Origin of the sequence: Bordetella sp. 15P40C-2, from assembly GCF_009763235.1 — a bacterium.
Classification (GTDB): domain Bacteria; phylum Pseudomonadota; class Gammaproteobacteria; order Burkholderiales; family Burkholderiaceae_B; genus Bordetella_A.
The window spans coordinates 235,081-253,240 of record NZ_WSJA01000002.1; the positions used below are offsets into that span (position 1 = coordinate 235,081).

The window sequence follows — 18,160 nt, forward strand, 5'->3', positions numbered from 1 at the left end:
CAGCGTCTTGCGACGCCCTCAGATCAGACCCCATTGATTCAGCAGTCGACGCAGCGTCTCGTCGGCCTCGGGCGACAGCGGCCAAGCGCCCGGCGCGCGCACGGCGCCGCAATCATCGCCCAATAGCTGCAATGCGCGTTTGACCACGGTCACGTTCGTACCGTTACGCTCGAGCGCGCGCAGGGCCTCGAATTCCGCCATGCCGCGAATCAGCGTCATGGCTTGGGGATAGTCACCCGCTTCCAGCGCGGCATGGATGGCCACGGAACGCTCGGGCAGCACATTGATCAAGCCCGAGGTGAAACCGCGCGATCCCACGGCATAGAAGGGCGGCGCCCAGTGCTCGGCCAGCCCCCCCACCCAGGCGAGATCGCGCTCGCGGGTGCGCTCAATCATCTCGGCCAGGCGTAGCGGCGTGGGCGAGGCCCACTTGACCCCGACCACGCCGGGGATCGCGCACAACGCCTCAATCGCATCGAAACCAATACCGTCATCGCGCAGATAGAGCACCAGTGGCAGCCCATCGCCCGCTTCCGCGATGCGCTTGACGTATTCCACCACGCCGCGCGGGGCGACAAACGGATCTGGCGGCTGGTGCACCATCAGCGCGCTGGCCCCCGCCGCACGGGAGGCCCGCGCCAGCGCGCGCGCGTCATGCAAGCTGCGTCCCACGCCCGCCACCAGCGGCACCCGCCCGCCGACCTGCTCGGCCGCAGCGTGCACCATCTGTTCGGCCTCTTGCGTGGTCAGCCCATAAAACTCGCTGGTATTGCCATTGGTCACCAGCACGTGCACGCCGGCATTGACGGCGCGATCGACGATAGGCGCGAGCCTTGCGGGCGCGAGCTTGTCCTCGTTATCGAACGGGGTGACCAAAATACCGGAAATTCCATTGAGCGCATTGCGTAGCGCGGTGGGGGCTTGACTCATTGTCTCTCTCACTAAAGTTGCCGACCGGTCTGTGACAGCCAGACAGGTTCCGGTCAGATTGAACACGTTCAGCGGCCGCGCGTCCAATCCCAAGAAGGTATGCAATGATATAAAAATTGAATCACATACGCCGACCTGCCGACCGGCGACTCCCACGATGATCGAAGACCGACTTGATCCCTTCCCAGCCACCTCTGCCGCGACGGCGCCCAAGGGACTGTTGCGCTTCCTATGGGCCTGCTCAAAAGGCGCAAGGGGCTATCTAGCGCTACTGGCGCTCTTTAGCGCCGCGGTATCCATCTACGAAGCATGGTTATTCGCGTTCCTGGGTCAGATCGTCGATCTCCTGGCCGATTGGCAGAGCGACGCCATCACGACCGATGAAAGCCGCGTGCTGTGGACCATCGGCATCGTGCTGGTGGCCAGTATTGGTCTGGTCGCCGCGCGCACCATCATTCAGCATCAGATCCTGGCCATTAATCTGCCATTGCGTCTCAGATGGAATTTTCACCGGCTGATGCTGCAGCAAAGCTTGTCGTTCTTCACCGACGAGTTCGCCGGCCGCGTGACGACCAAAGTCATGCAGACGGCGCTGGCCGTGCGCGAAGTGTTATTCACCTTCTCCGAGATCGTGCTGGGCATCGGTATCTACTTCGTCACGATCATCGCGCTGGCCGGCGGCTTCGATGCCAAGCTGATGTTGCCATTCTTGGGGTGGATCGTTCTCTACGGCCTGTCCATGCGCTATTTCATCCCGCGCCTGGCGAAAGTCTCTCAGGAACAGGCGCATGCGCGTTCGTCCATGACCGGCCGCGTCACAGACGCCTATGCCAACATCATGACGGTCAAACTCTTCTCGCACACGCAGCGCGAGGCGCAGTTCGCGCGCGCCGCGATGGAAGACTTCAAGCTCACCGGCTACCGCCAGATGCGTCTGGTCAGCCAGTTCGAAATCGTCAATCAGATTCTCGTGGTGGGCCTGATCTTATCCGCCGGAGGCTATGCACTTTACCTGTGGCACGGCGGCGCGGTGGGACCCGGCGCCGTGGCCGCCGTCACCGCGATGGCCTTGCGCGTGAACGGCATGTCGCACTGGATCATGTGGCAGATGACCTCCCTATTCGAGGCTATCGGCACCGTGCACGATGGTATCGCGACATTCTCGCGCAGAGCCAAGGTTCTGGACCGCCCCGACGCCGTGCCGCTGCGGATCACCAAGGGCGAAGTCGTCTTCGACCAGATCACCTTCAACTACAACGGCAAGCGTCAGGTATTCGATGGCCTGAGCCTGACCGTCAAGCCGGGCGAAAAGATCGGTCTCGTCGGGCGTTCCGGCGCGGGTAAATCCACGTTGGTCAACCTGCTGCTGCGCTTTTATGACGTGGACGGCGGACGCATTTGTATCGACGGGCAGAATATCGCGCAGGTGACCCAGGACAGCCTGCGTCAGGCCATCGGCATGGTGACCCAGGACACGTCGTTGCTACATCGCAGTATCCGTGACAACATCGCCTATGGCTTGCCCGACGCGACCGATGCCGATGTCGAAGCCGCCGCCATGCACGCGCAGGCCCATGAATTCATTCAGCGATTGAGCGATATGCAAGGCCGCACGGGCTACGACACCCAGGTGGGCGAGCGCGGCGCGAAGCTCTCGGGCGGTCAGCGTCAACGCATCGCGATCGCTCGCGTCATGCTGAAAAACGCGCCCATCCTGCTGTTGGATGAGGCCACCAGCGCGCTTGACTCCGAGGTCGAAGCCGCCATCCAGGAAAGCCTGACCGAAATGATGCAGGGCAAGACCGTCATCGCAATCGCCCACCGCTTGTCCACCATCGCCGCGATGGACCGGCTCATCGTGCTGGATCAGGGCCGCATCATCGAAGAGGGCGGCCATGCTGAACTGCTGAAGAAAAATGGCGTGTATGCACGACTGTGGGAGCATCAGAGTGGCGGCTTTCTGGGTCAGGGTGAGGAGGAACCCGCCACGTAAATCGTCGCGCACACGCGGGCAAGCGGGTGCCAACAAAGCATCCTACAATTAATGAAGCAGTCGCAGCCTTACCCCAAAACAATTTAAGCCACGGCCGCTAACTACAGACGCCGTGATCAATAGTGGAGACTAGCGGTATGGCGTCAACTCTATCCGTCAAAGGCAAGCGCATCCTCATCACGGGGGCCTCCAGCGGACTCGGTCAGCATTTTGCGCGATTACTCGCCGGCGAAGGTGCTCACCTCATCCTCGCGGCGCGCCGATTGGACCGGTTGCAAGCCTTTGCCGATACGCTGGATGGCGAAGTGGCGCCGGTCTGTATCCGATTCGATGTCACGGATGCGACCAGCCGCCAGGACCTCGCTGCCCGCATCGATAGTCTTGACGTGCTCATCAATAACGCGGGCATCGTGCGCCCGGGCCCAGCAGCCGAACATACCGCCGAAGACTGGAATGCCGTGATGGACACCAATCTGAACGGCATATTCTTTTTATCCCAAGCACTCTTGCCGGCATTGCGACAAAACAGCGGCAGCATCGTCAACATTGCCTCGATTCTGGGCCTGCGCCAAGCGGGCGGCGTGGTCTCGTACGCCGTCTCCAAAGCCGGGGTGATTCAGCTCAGCAAGACACTCGCTCTGGAATGGGCTCGCTATGGCGTGCGGGTCAACACCCTCGCGCCAGGCTATATCGAAACCGAATTCAACGCGAATTTTTGGCCCACGCAAGCCGGGCAGGCGCTCATTAACCGTATCCCGCAACGTCGGCTCGGACAACTCACCGATCTCGACGGGCCTATCCTCCTGCTGTGCAGCGATGCGTCGCGTTATATGACTGGCTCCGTATTGGCAGTCGATGGTGGCCATCTGGTCAATACACTTTAAGGGAATCGCCATGTATACGCCCTACCCTAGCGACCGCAGCCGCGAGATCGGAGAACGCGTCGAGGCTTTTGTCCGTAACGTGGTCGTGCCCTACGAAAATGACCCGCGCTGCACCAGCCATGGTCCCGCCCAGGCACTGGTGCAAGAACTGCGGGCGCGCGCGCGCGAGGCAGGCGTCATGACGCCGCATATTCTTGACGATGGCACTCACCTGACGCAGCGCGAAACCGCCGCCGTGCTCAAACGCTCCGGGCTGTCACCGCTCGGGCCTATCGCCGTCAACACCATGGCGCCCGACGAGGGCAATATGTTTCTGCTAGGCAAAGTTGGCACGCCCGGACAGAAAGCCAAGTATCTCGATCGACTCGTCAGCGGCCATGCGCGGTCCGCGTTTTTCATGACCGAGCCCGCTACGGAAGGCGGCGCGGGATCCGATCCGTCGATGCTGCAGACCACGGCTGTCCGCCAAGACGGGCATTGGGTCATCAAGGGGCGCAAGATGTTCATCACGGGAGCTGACGGCGCGGAAGTCGGCATCGTGATGGCCCGCAGCAACACCGGCGAAAAGATTCAGGCCACGATGTTCCTCGTCGCGCTACCGCATCCCGCCATCCGTATCGAGCGGGTTCTCGACACCATCGATAGCTCCATGCCCGGCGGGCACGCACAGATCGTCATCGACAATCTTATCGTGCCGGACGAAGACGTATTGGGCCAGGCCCACGAAGGCTTCCGTTATGCGCAAGTACGCCTCGCGCCCGCGCGCCTGTCGCATTGCATGCGCTGGTTCGGCGCCGCGGTACGCGCCAACGAAATCGCCACGGCTTACGCCGTCAAGCGGCAAGCCTTTGGCAAAGCGCTGATCGATCACGAGGGCGTGGGCTTCATGCTGGCGGATAACCAGATCGATCTGCAGCAGGCGGCGCTCATGATCGATTGGTGCGCCGATGTGTTGGATGCCGGGTCGCAAGCCACGACAGAGAGCTCCATGGCCAAGGTCGCTGTCTCCGACGCGCTCTTTCGCGTCGCGGATCGGTGTGTACAGATCATGGGCGGCACGGGCGTGTCGCGCGATACGGTCGTGGAACAAGTCTTTCGCGAAGTCCGGGCATTTCGCATCTACGACGGCCCCACTGAAGTACACAAATGGTCCCTGGCCAAAAAAATCAAGCGTGATGCAATGCAAGGAGCCACGCATGGGTGACGCCAATACCTATGCCGGCACCATGCCGGTGCGCGCCGAACATCGCATCGATGCACATGCCCTGCTCGCCTGGATGCAAGCCAATGTCCCGGGTTTCGAGGGCCCGCTAAGCATCGATCAATTCAAGGGCGGCCAATCCAACCCCACCTATCGCCTACGCACGCCAAGCCGCATCTATGTCCTGCGGCGCAAACCTCCCGGCGTTTTACTCAAGGGCGCACACGCCATCGAACGCGAGGCGCGCGTGATGCAGGCACTGGCCCAAGTGGGCTATCCCGTTCCACGCGTGCATGGCCTGTGCACCGACGAGAGCGTGCTTGGCAGCTGGTTCTTCGTCATGGACATGGTCGAGGGCCGGATATTCTGGGACGCGAGCTTCTGCGACGTACCGCGAGAGGACCGCGCACAATACATGAATGCGATGAACGCCACGCTAGCCGCGTTGCATCGCGTGGACTACCAGGCCATCGGCCTGTCCGACTATGGACGTCCAGGAGGCTATATCAAGCGCCAGATCGACCGCTGGACCCGCCAATATCTCGACGATGAGTTGGCGGGACGTCACCCCTCGATGGATAAGCTGATCGAGTGGTTACCCGCCCATCTCCCCGATACCGAATCCGTCGCGCTCACGCATGGCGACTTTCGCGCGGACAATATGATTTTTCATCCGACGGAGCCGCGTGTATTAGCCGTGCTGGACTGGGAGCTGTCCACGCTAGGCGACCCGTTGGCGGATTTCGCCTACCACGCAATGATGTTTCGCATGCCACCCGATATCCTGGGTGGCATTGCCGGACTGGACCTGCAAGCGGCTGGCTTGCCCGACGAGAGCGCGTATGTGCAGGCCTACTGCGAGCGCACAGAACGCACGAGCATCCCCAACCTGGATTTCTACATCGTCTTCAACATGTTCCGCTTTGCGGCCATCTTGCATGGCATCAAAGGGCGCGTGCTGCGAGGCACGGCTGCCAACGCGAATGCCGAGGACATGGGCAACCGATTTGCGCGCGTCGCCGACATTGCCTGGTCTCAAGTAACCTCTTTGTGAATGAGGTTTTATACCGGCAGCAGGTCTCACATCGCACTCGGCCATTCGCGAACATTCCACTAGAATCGATCATCTAAGCGCGCACGCTTCGGCGTGCGCGGATCGACCTTATGGCCACACGGAGACCAGCATGGCAGATACTCCCGAGTACACCCCCCCAAAAGTATGGACCTGGACCCAGCCTAGCGGCGGACACTTCGCCAGCATCAACCGCCCCATCGCGGGCCCCACGCATGAAAAAGAACTCCCGGTCGGACGTCACCCGCTGCAGCTCTACTCACTAGGCACCCCTAATGGCATCAAGGTCACCATCATGCTCGAAGAGCTGTTGGCATTAGGGCATAAGGGCGCCGAGTACGACGCCTGGCTGATCAACATTCGCGATGGCGACCAGTTCGGCAGCGGCTTTGTCGACGTGAACCCGAACTCCAAGATCCCAGCTCTGATGGATCGCAGCGGCGACAAGCCCATCCGCGTGTTCGAATCGGGTTCGATCCTGTTGTATCTGGCCGAGAAATTCGACGCGTTCCTGCCCAAGGATCTGGCGCAACGGACGGAAACCCTGAACTGGCTCTTCTGGCAAATGGGCAGCGCGCCCTATCTGGGCGGCGGCTTTGGCCATTTCTACGCCTACGCGCCGGTGAAAATCGAATACGCCATCGATCGCTTCGCCATGGAAGCCAAGCGCCAGCTCGACGTGCTCGACCGCCGACTAGGCGAAACCCCTTATCTGGCCGGCGACGAATACACCATTGCCGACATCGCGGTGTTCCCCTGGTATGGTGGGCTCGTCATGGGATGGCAGTATGGTGCCGCGGAATTCCTGAGCGTGCACGAATACAAGAACGTTCAACGCTGGGCCGAGAAGATCTATGCCCGCCCCGCCGTCAAGCGGGGCCGTATGGTCAATCGCTTGAGCGGCGAGCCGCATGAGCAATTGCGCGAACGCCACGACGCCAGCGATTTTGACACCAAGACGCAGGACAAACTCGATGCCAATCAAGGCTAACGGGATATTTTACGCAGCCTGATAACGAGAATGATCCTTAAACTGCGCCGCATAGGCTGTACACGAATCAGCCTAGCGGTGCAGTTCGTCGCGCCTCAGCGCGATTGAAAGATAAAACTATCGCTGTACAAATGCGCTGCCTCGGCGCCCGCGCCCACGAACCGCGTCTTCGCATCCTGAATCATAAGCGGCGATCCGCAAAGATAGATCGAATGCTCGGATAGGTCAGGCAGATCTTGCAGCACGGCGTCCTGCACATAGCCTTTGCGACCTTGCCATTGCCCCGACGGGCGCGACAGCACGGGCACAAACTCGAACTCATAGAGGCGATCTCGCCAGCTTTCGATTTGCTCTGCCAGATAAAGATCCAACTCGTTGCGCATGCCCCAATACAAACTCACCGGCGGGCAATCATCGTCGTCGAGCAGCGATTCAAGAATCGCCTTGATGGGTGCAATACCCGTGCCGGTCGCGGCAAACACCATCGGCCGATAATCCTGTGCCCGATAGTAAAACGCGCCATGCGGCATCTCCACACTGAGCCGATGCCCCGGCTGCATCTGGCTCAGCAGCCGGTCCGTAAAGTAGCCTCCCTGGATACGCCGTATCTGCAAATCCACTCGTCCTGCATCGGGCGGATTCGCCATGGAAAAACTACGGTGAGACGCATCATCAAGATGAATATTGAGATACTGTCCGGGGCGGTAAACAATACCGTGCTCATCCGGCAACCGCAGCTGCAGATGATAGACATCATGGCTTAACAGTCGCACATCGGCCACTTCCGCTTCCAGCAGCGTCGGGTCGGAGCATCCAGTCGAACGCTCCACGCTGATCACGAGATCAGTCATCGCACGTGCCTGGCACGCCAGCCCCACGCCCTGCGCGTGTTCCTCTTCCGTCAAGGCCAGCGGCAGCTCTTCATAATCGACCCTGCCTTCGAGGACTTGAATGCGGCAGGTACCGCAACCTCCAAACGTGCACTCGTGCGGCAGCTCCACGCCCTGACGGCTCGCTGCATCGAGCAACGTCTCGCCGTCGCTGACCTCGAATTGCTGCTGGCTTTGCAGCCACAAGACGCGATGTGCCATGTGCGATCTCCTGTCTTGCGCGCGATGCTTACTTCTTGATATCGGCCTGCACGACGACTTCCGCCGTGCCTTGCAGATGCTCGCGCAGGGCCTCCAGCGCTGCCACGCCGCAGGCCGTGTCCTGTTCGCCGTTGCCACCCGACAGACCCACTCCGCCAATCACTTCACCGTTGACCACAATAGGATAGCCACCCACGAACACCGCGAACTTGCCGTCGAAACTCCATTGAATGCCAAAGGCCTCGTTGCCCGGCAAGGCCGGACCGTTAGGCGGCGTATTGAACAAGTGCGTCGAACGCTTGTGGCCCGCAGCGGTGAATGCCTTGTTCCAAGCGATTTGCGGCCCCGTCACGCGCGCGCCGTCCATGCGCTCCATCACGAGGGGAAAACCACCTTCGTCGGTAATGCAAACGGTTTCGGGCACACCGATCTCCTGCGCTTTTTTCAACGCAGCGGCAGCCATGATGCGAGCCTCGCTCAGTTCCAGTTTCAATGCGTTCTTCATGGATCGATCCGTTTCGAATAAGAGTGATGACCGACGGCTCAGATGCCGCGATAGATGGTTTTGATCTGCGTAAAGAAATCCAGGCCGGCACGTCCCGATTCCCGGAAGGTCGACGTGCTGGAATGTTTAAGACCACCGAACGGCGCGTTCACAAGATTGCCTGTCGTCGTGCGATTGATCTTCACCGTGCCCGCCTCGATGTCATTAGCGAACTGGTGCATATAACGCGGGTTCTGCGTCGCGATTGCGGCCGACAGCCCATACTCGGTGTCGTTCGCCTTGGCCATGGCATCGGTGAAATCGCGTGCCTCGATAATGGCGAGCACCGGGCCGAATATTTCTTCGCGCGCGATGCGCATATCCTGCGTCACATCGGTAAAGACAGCAGGCGACACATAATAGCCACGGTCATAATCACCGCCCTTGAGCCGTTCGCCGCCGTATAAATGCTTGGCTTCACCGCGCCCGATGTCGATGTAACGCAGCACCGTATCGAGTTGTTTGGCCGTGGCCAGTGGCCCCAGGTCCATGCCCGAGGTCATCCCCGGCCCGATCTTCAGCGTCTTGACCCGTTCGAGCAGTTTCTCGGTAAATGCCTGCTTGACCTCGGCGATCACAATGATGCGGCTGGTCCCCGTGCAAGCTTGCCCGGTCAGCGAGAAGCCCCCTTTGATCGCCAGATCGACCGCGGCGTCCAGGTCCGCATCTTCCATCACGATCAGCGGATTCTTGCCGCCCAATTCCATCTGCAGCCGCGTCGTCAGATGCACGCTGCGCTGAATATGTTCGCCAGCCTGGGTCGACCCGGTAAACGAAATCGCGCGCACGGCTTCCGACGTGGTGATGACCGGCCCCACATCGCCAGCCCGCCCCGTCACGCAATTGATGACACCCGCAGGAATGCCGGCATGCACCAGCGCCTCGACCAGGTGCAGGCCGCTTAACGGCGCATCCGACGAAGGCTTGAAGACCACCGTGTTGCCCGTGATCAACGCCGGCGCGATCTTGCGCGCGGGAATGGAAGCCGGAAAGTTCCAAGGGGATATGACCGTCACAACACCCAGCGGCTCGCGATGGCTGTACACATATTGTGAAGGGTCATCTTGCGGATACGTTTCTCCGCCAAACGTCTGCCCCTCGACCGCATAAAACCGCAGCGTTTGCGCGCTGCGCATCACTTCATCGCGCGCTTGATTCAACGCCTTGCCTTCTTCGAGGGTCAGATCTTCCGCAAAGCGCGCGGCATGCGCTTCCAAGTACGCAGCGGCATCGTTCAATATCTTCGCGCGCTTACCAATCGGCGTCGCGCGCCAGCTTGCAAACGCCCGCGCCGCAGCGGATACGGCGAGTTCCGCATCCGCTGCGCCCGACGCTTGAAACCGCCCCACCACCATAACGGTGTCGGCGGGGTTGATATTGTCGAACGTCCGGCCGGACTGGCAAGGCTGCCACTGGCCGTCAATGTAGTTGTCGTAATGCTTGATGGAATCAGTCATGCCGCTGCTCGAAGAAAGAAGGATGGGGAGTCGCGTCCCGCGCAAATGACCGGCGGGACGCTCTCAGCGAAGCGCCTGCTGGCGCCTCAATCGCTCAAGCCACTGCGAGCTCTTCGCGCGAAACGTCGTTGGCCACGTAGTCGTAGTACAGCGCCGTCGTATAGAGCAGACGCATCTGCGCGCCGATCTCGCAGATGCGCAGACATTTCTGTTGCAGCTCCGGTGTGTTGGCGTGCTCCAGTACGATCTGGTAGCCGCGTTCACCATGGATTTCGTCGGACACGATGTGCAGATCGAAGAACTCGATTTCTTCGTCGGTAAAGCCGTACTTTTCGCGCAACGTGGGCGTTTGCTTGCGATAGATGGCGGGCACCTGCGATTCCAGGCCCACCACCAGACCCGCGACGGCGACCACCGGGTCTTCGCGCATGGCAACGGTGTAGCACCAGGCTTGCAGACCGCGCGTGGTCGGCGACATATTGTCCGGATTCACCACGCGCTCGCGCGTCGTGCCACATGCCTCGGCGAAACGGATCAGCAGATCGGTATGGCGATCGCCGCCGATTTCTTCCTCATACATATTGGCCAGCAAGAAGTCCTTGGCCTCGGTCATATGGTCGGGCGTACGCGCATACAGGTAGCCCAGATAGTCGGCGAAGGGGCCAACATAGTGATAGTGATTCTCTGCCCAGCGGGCCAGATGCGCACGGGTCAGCTTGCCTTCGGCCCAAGCGATGCTAAAGGGAGCCTTGTTCGCGCTTTTGCCCGTGATGGCGTTTTCCAGAGCGGTGCGGAATTCGTCGCGGTTCAACAGTTGAGTCATGACTATTACCTCGGTTGTGGGTAGGACGCCGCAAGTTCAGAATGCCGATGAATGCGACGATGTGAATACTGTATACCAAATAGATCGTCAGTCAACGCTTTGGGTTTAGGGGAAAACCCCACTTCTCGCAAAATCCCCAATAAATCAAGGCGAGATCTGGCCTGTGCGTGGCGGGACGGCGAGGATCACCTGGCGGCCGCGTTAGATTTAGTATACAGTATCCAAACGTTCACGCTTTATCGGCTGGGAGTCGCCACATGCCACGAGTCATCTTTCACAAAAACGGCCAGACGTTCGAAGACGAAATCAAGACGGGATCGAACCTGGTCGTCCGGGCGGGAATCAAACAATTCCCCTACCCGCACCTGAGCTATGAATGCGGCATGGGCAAGTGCGCCCGTTGCGCATGCGAAGTGCTGGCCGGCGCCGAACACCTGCCGCCGCCGAATTGGAAAGAAAAAAAACAACTGGGGGATCGCCTTGAACAAGGCTATCGCCTGGCCTGCCAACTGTGGCTCGAGCATGACATCGAGCTGCGTCAAGGACCGACAGCCTGAACCAACGGCGGGAGCATTCCCCATGTACGTCATTCTGACTTCTAAGCCCAGACAGTATCGAACCGAAGCCGGCAACGACATCACCGTCCTCGAAGCATGGAACTACTACTTGTGCGGTCGTTTGCGCGCCTGCTTCCAAATCGGCGAGCTGCACAAGGAGACGCGCGTGCGCGTCATCGAGGAAGACGAAAGCGGCGTGATTAACGTCGTGCCTTCGAAATTCCTCGAGCGCTTCGACAGCTATGAGGCCGCGCGCCGCGAGCTGGATCAGCTCTGCTCTTACGGCGGACTCGACGCACGGCTTGAACCCGCTAGCGCTACCAGTCACATTAAACAGGCCTGACTCATGATCCGCATCACATTCGCCACCAACGACGGCAAGACCGCCGAGTTCCCCGAAAAAACCAACCTGCTCCGTGCTTCGTTGCGCGCTCAGGGCGGCATCCCCTTCAAATGCGGCGGGGGTCTGTGCGGCACCTGCAAATGCACCATCGACAGTGGCCGCGAAAACGTCGATGACGTTAAACCCAAAGAACGCAAGCATCTCACCGAAGAACAACTGGCTCAGGGTCGACGTCTGGCCTGCCAGACCTTTGTTCACGGCGATATCTCTGTCTCCTGGTAGCGCGCGACGTGGCTGTCATGCAAAGCGTGTCGCAGCTGACGCACGAGCTCAGTTGGAACGTCTACCTGGGCATGGGGTTCATGGTGGCTGCCGGCGCCTGGCTGCAAGGCATCGGCGGCTTGGGTTACGCGATGTTTTGCGCGCCCATCGCGGCGCTGCTTTTTCCGCAGTTGGTGCCCGGGCCCTTGCTGGCCGTGGGCGCGCCACTGGCCTTGTTAGCCTATTTACGCGAACGTCCTGCGATGGACTGGCGCATAGCTGGCGCGACGCTGGCCGGGCGCGTCGCGGGCACCGTGCTCGCGGCGGGTTGCCTAGCCTATTTCAGTACGCGCACCATGTCACTTATGTTCGCGCTCATGATCCTGACTGGCGTGGCCTTGAGTCTCATCGGCTGGCGTGCGCGCCCCAGCATGTCGAATCTCGCTGTCGCGGGGGTGGCATCGGGCTTGATGGGAACCATCACCAGCGCGGGCGGCCCGCCCTATGCGGTTGCCATGCAAAGCCTGCGTCCCGCCACGATACGCGCGACCTTGGGCATCGTTTTTTTCATCGGCACCATTGTCTCGCTGGTTGCATTGAGCTGGGCGGGACGCATGTCGTCCTTGCAATGGTGGATCAGTCTGGCGTTATTGCCCTGGATGGGCGCCGGTTTCTGGTTATCGACGCCAATGGCCAAACGTTTTTCTCAACAAAGGATACGCCGATATTTGCTGGCCATCGCATCACTCGGTGCCGCCGGCGTTCTGATTCAAGTGCTGCTAAACGATTGAGCCGCACCTGGCTACAAGGAACTAAGAATGCTACATATCACTGATGCGATGGTCGATGAACTCATCGACGCTGCCGCCGCACAGCAAATCTTGCGCGAAGCCTTCGCCTGCTTTGGACAAGGCGAAGCCGCCATGCAGACGCGCGAACGCACCGAGGCCGGTGGCGTAAAACTGTCGACCATGGGCGCCGTCATCCCCGGCCTGCGGGTCGCGGGCGCCAAGGTCTACACCACCATCAAGGGAAAGTTCGACTTCGTCATTCTGCTGTTCTCCACCGAAGATGGACGTCCCTTGGCCACGCTGGAAGCCAACGCCATTACCCGCCTGCGCACCGCCGCCAGCACGGTCGTGGCGGCATCGTACCTGGCACGCCCGGAAAGTCGGCGGCTGATGCTGTATGGCGCCGGCGTGCAAGGACAAGCGCATGCACGGCAGCTGGCGCGCGCCTACCCCTTGGACCGCATCACGGTGTCGGATCCCTGGGCCAGCGATGCCCTGCTACAAGAATTGGAACGCGACTGCGGCGTCGAGGTGCGTCGCAGCCCTGACGTGGCGCCCATCGAGCACAGCGATATCGTGGTGACCGCGACGCGCTCACGCGAGGCGCTATTCGATGGGTTGCGTCTGGCGCCCGGAACATTCGTCGCCGCCATTGGATCCAGCCTGCCCGAAACGCGCGAACTCGACGACACCGCGCTTGCACGGGCGGCATTGATCGCGGTCGAATGGCTGCCCCAAAGCTTTCGTGAAGCGGGCGACTTGGTATTAGCCGATACGACTTTAGGCATCGATGGTCGGACAGTGGAGCTCGGCGCCTTGATCACTGGCGCACACCCGGGGAGGCAAGATGCCAGCGACATCACGCTATACAAAGCGGTGGGAGTCGGACTCGAAGATGTGGCGCTTGCAGGATTGGCCTATCAGCGGTTGCAAGGCGCAAAGGGCATTTAGCGAGCCGGGCGGTGTCGCGCCGCTCCTGGCGTCATGGATCGCTGCGATGCGTAAACTGCAAGCGGTTATCGAGATGGAGCCTCCAAGGCTCCATCTGTATGAGCTATCAGCTATGAGCCGTCAAGGCTCCATCTGCGCGGCGTTATACACGTGACGAGCGGCCAGCAAACTCGCGAGTTCCGCATCACCCTTGATCACCGCACGCAGAATCGCGGCGTGCTCTTCCCAGTTCTGCTGCGCGCGCGCCGCACTGAACGGTGCGAACAGCACGGCGGTACGGTCGCGTAGCGACAGCATGACTTCTTGCAGCACGGAATTGGCGGCGACGCGGCCTAGCCCTTCGTGAAAGCGGCGGTTCAGCTGCGAGAGTGTCTCGATATCGGCATGGGCGGCCAAGCGCGTGCCCTCGGCAAGCAACTTTTCCAGATCCGCGATCTGCGCAGGGTCATGACGCTGCGCGGCGAGCTTCGCATTCAGCGCCTCGAGCGTTGCGCGCACCTCGACCAGCTCACGCAGTTGCCCGCGCTCGAACTGCGTCACCGAGGCGCCACGGCGCGGCTCGATGGTGACCAATCCGCAAGCCGCCAGCTGACGCAGCGCCTCTCGCACCGGCATACGCGACACCGAGAACTCTTCCGAGAGTCGACCCTCGACCAGACGTTCGCCGGGCGCGATCGCGCCGCTCAGAATCTTTTCTCGTAGCGCGTCCACGACCAATTGCGTCAACGGCGAATGAGTCAGCCCAATTCGATTGTCTCCGCCAACAGGCGTCGTGCTTTGCATGGTGTCCATCTTTTAATCCGCTCTGGCTTCCGACGCATGGAGCCAAGAATCCGCGCCGGCTGCACTACTCAATGGGCTAATGTATACGGATATGGATTCATGTGTCGAGCCGATACGACCCAACGGCGGCGTGATCTAGCGCGTCGCGGCGTTACGTTCGCGGCGGATCTCCGCGAAAGAACGCAGATCTTGCATGGCGGGCGCCCAGAGGCGCTCTGGCGACAGGGTGCGCAGACGGGCTTCTTGCCAACCAACAAATGCGCGCTCGAGTCGAGCAATCAGGCCGGGACGGCGAGCCTGACGCAGCGTATTCCATCCCTCGGTCAGCCGACGGGGATCGCGGTTCGGGTTCATAAATTCAATTACGGAATCGGTCATGGCAGGAAGTGGAGTCGTTGCCAGCCCGACACATGTCAGGCGGCGAATCATGGAATACCCTAATTATAAGGGTTTATCCGGATACCGTATCCCTTCATTAGTACATAGGGCCCCGAAACGATGCTTTTTGGCCGCAAATGCACCGAAATCTGCACCGTTATCGCCCTGCAATGCACCCGAATCCGCCAATTTGTATACCGATTGTTAATTTTTTAGCCGTACGGCCGCCTCCAACTCGGGATGCGCCGGCCTTTTGCGGGTAAACACCAGGGGATTTTGCTGCTCAGAATGTATATTGTATACAGACAGTCTACTTATCATCCGGGGAGCAGCTGTCATGGATACATCGATCGCCATAGGACCGGCGAATTGGGCCTACTTGGCCGGCGTAGTGGTGATCATCATCACAATGATTTATCGAGCCAACGTGGTGGTCCCTTCGATCATCGCGACTGCCGTCGTCGCGTTCGCGTGGTCAGGCAGCTTGATTACCGGCATCGGCAGTATTTTCAGCGGCAGCATGACGGCGGCCAGAGAGCTGTTCAATATCTTTCTGATCATTGCGCTGATGACCGCGCTATTGAATTCGCTCAAGCATATCGGCTCGGACGTACGTATGGTGCGGCCGTTTCGGGCGGTGATGACCAACGGGCACATCTCGTTCTTTATCCTGGCCTTGGTCACCTATTTGATATCCCTGTTCTTCTGGCCCACGCCCGCCGTCCCGCTAGTGGCTGCCGTACTACTGCCGGCCGCCATCGCCGCCGGTCTGCCGCCGCTGGCGGGGGCCATGGCGATCGCCATTGCGGGCCAAGGCATGGCTTTGTCTTCGGACTATGTAATCGGTGTCGCCCCGGGCATCAGCGCCAAGGCGGCCGGCGGTCTCAGCGCCGCCCTGGTAGGCGACCGTGCCCTGGTGCTGTCGCTAGTGGTGGGTGCCGTCGCGCTCGCACTCTCTTATGGGAAGACTCGTCGTTTTATCCAGCCTGGCAGTGACGCGCTACTGGAACGCTGGGAACTCACGCCCAACGGCTTGAACCAAGGCCCACTTCCCGGTGCCGGCCCGTTCGACAAAGCGGAAATCGCACGCGGCACCGCCCACGACCATGACCTCGCGACTGATGAAGAGATCGAGGCCGAGTTGCGGCGCGATGCACATACGCGCGCATCACGCCTGTTCGCAATCGTCACGCCGCTGACGTTTCTGCTGATCGTGCTGGTGATGATCGCGCCTAAACTGATCGACGGCGCACCAGAACTCAAGGGTGGCGAAGCCGCGATGCTCATTGGCGGCGCAGCGGCACTGCTGATGATCTGGGCCACCATGGCGGCCGAAGGGTTCCGCAAAACGCTGGACTTGGCAGCGGACCATCTCACCGATGGATTCGTGTTTGCCTTCAAGGCAATGGGATCGGTATTGCCCATCGCCGGGTTTTTCTTCATCGGCTCCGACGGTACCGCCGGCAGCATCCTGGGCATCCCGCCTGGAGAACCGGTGCCGAACCTGCTGTTCGAGCTGGTTCAGGCGGGCCAGCAATGGATACCGGACAGCCAGTTGCTCGTCGCGCTCGGCGTACTGTTGATGGGCATGATCACCGGCATCGACGGATCGGGATTTTCCGGTCTGCCATTGACCGGCACGGTCGCAGGCGCGTTGGGCCCGGCAGCGGGCATCGACCCCGCGGCACTGGCCGCGCTCGGGCAGATGGGCGCGATCTGGACGGGCGGCGGCACACTGATCGCATGGTCGTCGCTGATCGCGGTGGCGGGCTTTGCGAGAGTACCCGTACTGGAAGTCGCGCGAGCACTGCTGATTCCGGTGGTCTGTGGGCTGCTGCTAGCGGCGGTGGTGACAGTCACGCTCTGGGGCAGCCCCGTAGCATAAGAACACGCGCAAACGCCGACGGCCCAGTGCTACGCAGAGCATGTCTCGTAAGCCTGGGCCGATGGCAATACAAAATGGGATTGGAGCGGGTGATGGGAATCGAACCCACGCTTGAGGCTTGGGAAGCCGCCGTTCTACCATTGAACTACACCCGCTCGGGTGTCGTGCCGCACCGCGTGGGTGCGGCAGAGGGTGTGAATTATAGCTTGGGATTGAACCCGCGCGAAGCCGGGCGACTTAGTTGGCCTTGATATCGGCCGCTTTCACCACCTTACCCCAGCGGTCGTATTCCTCCTGGGTGTACTCGGCCAGCTTGGCCGGGCCCATGAAGTCGGCTTCCGCGCCCTGCTCTTCGGCTTTCTTGCGGAACGCATCGGTTTTCATGATGCCTTCGATGGTGCCGGCCAGTTTGTCGACGATGGCTTTTGGCGTGTCCTTCGGCGCGTACATCGCGAACCATGAGGAAACCAGCAGATCGGGGTAGCCTGCTTCTGCCACGGTGGGTACGTCGGGCAAGGAGGCCAAGCGCTTCGGTCCTGTCACGGCGAGGGCGCGCAGTTTGCCCGCCGCGATATGGCCGAGCAAGGGTGGCGGTGTGGTGATCGTCAGATCCACGGCGCCACCGAGCAGATCGTTCAAGGCCGGGCCGGTCCCCTTATAGGGGATATGCTCAATCTTGACGTCTGCCATCTGTTTCAAGAGCTCGGTCGCCACATGCTGCAGCGCGCCGTTGCCCGAGGACGCATAGTTGAGCTTGTCGGGATTGGCGCGCGCGTATTCGATCAACTCTTTGAGCGAATTCACCGGCAGGCTCGGCCGCACGACGATGACTTGCGGCGCCGACAAAATATTCGCGATGGGCGCGAAATCCTTGATTGGGTCCCAGTCCGTCGGCTGCACGTGCGGCGAAATCGCGTTATAGCCGGAGTATTGCAATAGCAAGGTATAGCCGTCAGGCGCGGCCTTGGCCACGGCTTGCGAGGCAATGCTGCCAGAAGCACCGGGCTTGTTCTCGACCACGACGCTTTGCTTGAGCGCTTCGCCCAAAGGCTGAGCAATCAGACGCGCGGCGAGATCGGTGGTGCCGCCGGGCGCGGCCGGCACCAACAGGGTAATCGGACGATCTGGATAGTCCGCCGATGCCACGGCGGGACTGAACGCGATGGCCGTGAGAGCAGCGGCGATGCCGGCACGTAGCGGTTTGAAGATAAATGACACCGTCATG

Annotated in this window: 19 protein-coding genes and 1 tRNA gene; 11 read left to right on the plus strand and 9 right to left on the minus strand. The window is 60.7% G+C overall.

The window, feature by feature from the left end; translation table 11 throughout:
* Window positions 1-18: 18 nt before the first annotated feature.
* A complete protein-coding gene (locus tag GOQ25_RS01915; RefSeq protein WP_160348744.1) occupies window positions 19-930 on the minus strand; it encodes a dihydrodipicolinate synthase family protein in 912 nt (303 codons plus the stop codon).
* Between the two features lie 157 nt (window positions 931-1,087).
* Between GOQ25_RS01915 and GOQ25_RS01920 the strand changes: the two genes are divergently transcribed.
* The 5 genes from GOQ25_RS01920 to yghU all read left to right on the plus strand — a co-directional run bounded on the left by GOQ25_RS01920 (window position 1,088) and on the right by yghU (window position 7,071).
* Complete coding sequence (locus GOQ25_RS01920; RefSeq protein ID WP_160348745.1) at window positions 1,088-2,923, plus strand: ABC transporter ATP-binding protein; 1,836 nt, start codon at window positions 1,088-1,090, stop codon at window positions 2,921-2,923.
* Window positions 2,924-3,060: 137 nt separating this feature from the next.
* Window positions 3,061-3,807 (plus strand): SDR family NAD(P)-dependent oxidoreductase, encoded by a 747-nt coding sequence (locus GOQ25_RS01925; protein ID WP_160348746.1) that lies wholly within the window; start codon window positions 3,061-3,063, stop codon window positions 3,805-3,807.
* A 10-nt stretch (window positions 3,808-3,817) separates the two neighbouring features.
* Window positions 3,818-5,011 (plus strand): acyl-CoA dehydrogenase family protein, encoded by a 1,194-nt coding sequence (locus GOQ25_RS01930; RefSeq protein ID WP_160348747.1) that lies wholly within the window; start codon window positions 3,818-3,820, stop codon window positions 5,009-5,011.
* Complete coding sequence (locus GOQ25_RS01935) at window positions 5,004-6,062, plus strand: phosphotransferase family protein (protein ID WP_160348748.1); 1,059 nt, start codon at window positions 5,004-5,006, stop codon at window positions 6,060-6,062. The genes GOQ25_RS01930 and GOQ25_RS01935 overlap by 8 nt, the downstream gene beginning before the upstream one ends.
* Before the next feature lie 130 nt (window positions 6,063-6,192).
* On the plus strand, window positions 6,193-7,071 hold the full coding sequence (gene yghU / locus GOQ25_RS01940; RefSeq protein WP_160348749.1) for a glutathione-dependent disulfide-bond oxidoreductase: 879 nt from the start codon (window positions 6,193-6,195) through the stop codon (window positions 7,069-7,071).
* Between the two features lie 95 nt (window positions 7,072-7,166).
* Here the strand turns inward: yghU and GOQ25_RS01945 are convergent, their stop codons facing one another.
* The 4 genes from GOQ25_RS01945 to GOQ25_RS01960 all read right to left on the minus strand — a co-directional run bounded on the left by GOQ25_RS01945 (window position 7,167) and on the right by GOQ25_RS01960 (window position 10,986).
* Window positions 7,167-8,162 carry a 2Fe-2S iron-sulfur cluster-binding protein gene (locus GOQ25_RS01945; protein WP_160348750.1) on the minus strand — a complete coding sequence of 332 codons (996 nt, stop codon included), beginning with the start codon at window positions 8,160-8,162 and terminating at the stop codon, window positions 7,167-7,169.
* Between the two features lie 28 nt (window positions 8,163-8,190).
* On the minus strand, window positions 8,191-8,667 hold the full coding sequence (locus GOQ25_RS01950; protein WP_160348751.1) for a heme-binding protein: 477 nt from the start codon (window positions 8,665-8,667) through the stop codon (window positions 8,191-8,193).
* Window positions 8,668-8,705: 38 nt separating this feature from the next.
* Complete coding sequence (locus GOQ25_RS01955; protein ID WP_160348752.1) at window positions 8,706-10,163, minus strand: aldehyde dehydrogenase family protein; 1,458 nt, start codon at window positions 10,161-10,163, stop codon at window positions 8,706-8,708.
* Window positions 10,164-10,257: 94 nt separating this feature from the next.
* On the minus strand, window positions 10,258-10,986 hold the full coding sequence (locus GOQ25_RS01960; protein WP_160348753.1) for a TenA family transcriptional regulator: 729 nt from the start codon (window positions 10,984-10,986) through the stop codon (window positions 10,258-10,260).
* Window positions 10,987-11,243: 257 nt separating this feature from the next.
* Between GOQ25_RS01960 and GOQ25_RS01965 the strand changes: the two genes are divergently transcribed.
* Genes GOQ25_RS01965 through GOQ25_RS01985 form a run of 5 tightly spaced genes read left to right on the plus strand, consistent with a single transcriptional unit; the run spans window position 11,244 to window position 13,889 of the window.
* Complete coding sequence (locus tag GOQ25_RS01965) at window positions 11,244-11,543, plus strand: 2Fe-2S iron-sulfur cluster-binding protein (protein WP_160348754.1); 300 nt, start codon at window positions 11,244-11,246, stop codon at window positions 11,541-11,543.
* A 22-nt stretch (window positions 11,544-11,565) separates the two neighbouring features.
* Window positions 11,566-11,886, plus strand: a complete 321-nt coding sequence (locus GOQ25_RS01970; protein WP_236844448.1) for a ferredoxin — start codon at window positions 11,566-11,568, stop codon at window positions 11,884-11,886.
* A 3-nt stretch (window positions 11,887-11,889) separates the two neighbouring features.
* On the plus strand, window positions 11,890-12,168 hold the full coding sequence (locus GOQ25_RS01975; RefSeq protein ID WP_160348756.1) for a 2Fe-2S iron-sulfur cluster-binding protein: 279 nt from the start codon (window positions 11,890-11,892) through the stop codon (window positions 12,166-12,168).
* 17 nt (window positions 12,169-12,185) lie between these two features.
* Window positions 12,186-12,938 carry a sulfite exporter TauE/SafE family protein gene (locus GOQ25_RS01980; RefSeq protein ID WP_160348757.1) on the plus strand — a complete coding sequence of 251 codons (753 nt, stop codon included), beginning with the start codon at window positions 12,186-12,188 and terminating at the stop codon, window positions 12,936-12,938.
* Between the two features lie 27 nt (window positions 12,939-12,965).
* Complete coding sequence (locus tag GOQ25_RS01985) at window positions 12,966-13,889, plus strand: ornithine cyclodeaminase family protein (protein ID WP_160348758.1); 924 nt, start codon at window positions 12,966-12,968, stop codon at window positions 13,887-13,889.
* 120 nt (window positions 13,890-14,009) lie between these two features.
* On the opposite strand, the gene GOQ25_RS01990 is transcribed toward GOQ25_RS01985, so the two are convergent.
* Both GOQ25_RS01990 and GOQ25_RS01995 read right to left on the minus strand, forming a co-directional pair.
* Window positions 14,010-14,672, minus strand: coding sequence for a GntR family transcriptional regulator (locus tag GOQ25_RS01990; RefSeq protein WP_160348798.1), 663 nt, complete (start codon window positions 14,670-14,672; stop codon window positions 14,010-14,012).
* A gap of 135 nt (window positions 14,673-14,807) precedes the next feature.
* Window positions 14,808-15,050, minus strand: a complete 243-nt coding sequence (locus tag GOQ25_RS01995; RefSeq protein ID WP_160348759.1) for a hypothetical protein — start codon at window positions 15,048-15,050, stop codon at window positions 14,808-14,810.
* A 337-nt stretch (window positions 15,051-15,387) separates the two neighbouring features.
* Between GOQ25_RS01995 and GOQ25_RS02000 the strand changes: the two genes are divergently transcribed.
* Window positions 15,388-16,935 carry a hypothetical protein gene (locus GOQ25_RS02000; protein ID WP_160348760.1) on the plus strand — a complete coding sequence of 516 codons (1,548 nt, stop codon included), beginning with the start codon at window positions 15,388-15,390 and terminating at the stop codon, window positions 16,933-16,935.
* Window positions 16,936-17,016: 81 nt separating this feature from the next.
* Here the strand turns inward: GOQ25_RS02000 and GOQ25_RS02005 are convergent.
* Window positions 17,017-17,090: transfer RNA gene (locus GOQ25_RS02005), tRNA-Gly, on the minus strand.
* 82 nt (window positions 17,091-17,172) lie between these two features.
* Entirely contained in the window at window positions 17,173-18,159 is a 987-nt protein-coding gene (locus GOQ25_RS02010) for a tripartite tricarboxylate transporter substrate binding protein (protein ID WP_160348761.1), read from the minus strand.
* Window position 18,160: the final 1 nt, after the last annotated feature.